This window comes from Erwinia sp. PME.40.26/001 (genome assembly GCF_055556675.1).
On the sequence record NZ_JBVHNP010000475.1, the window covers coordinates 1 to 231 of the forward strand.

Consider the following 231-nt stretch of genomic DNA (forward strand, 5'->3'; position numbering starts at 1 on the left):
TCTTCGCGCTCGTCGACATCTTCGGCGCCGAGAACGTGGGGATGGTCACGGGCGACTCCTCGGTGAACTCCGACGCCCCGATCATCTGCTGCACGGCAGAGATTCTCGCGAACCTCGCCCTCCGGCAGGGACCGGACGCCGAGGTGGACCAGGTCGTCATGGACGAGTTCCACTACTACGGCGAACCCGACCGCGGGTGGGCGTGGCAGGTGCCGCTGCTCCTGCTCACCC

At 67.5% G+C, this 231-nt stretch carries 1 protein-coding gene; it reads left to right on the forward strand.

The genetic code is table 11. The features are described from left to right. The coding region (locus ACZ3HG_RS25035) for a hypothetical protein (RefSeq protein WP_465335273.1) at positions 1-231 on the forward strand (231 nt) is incomplete at both ends.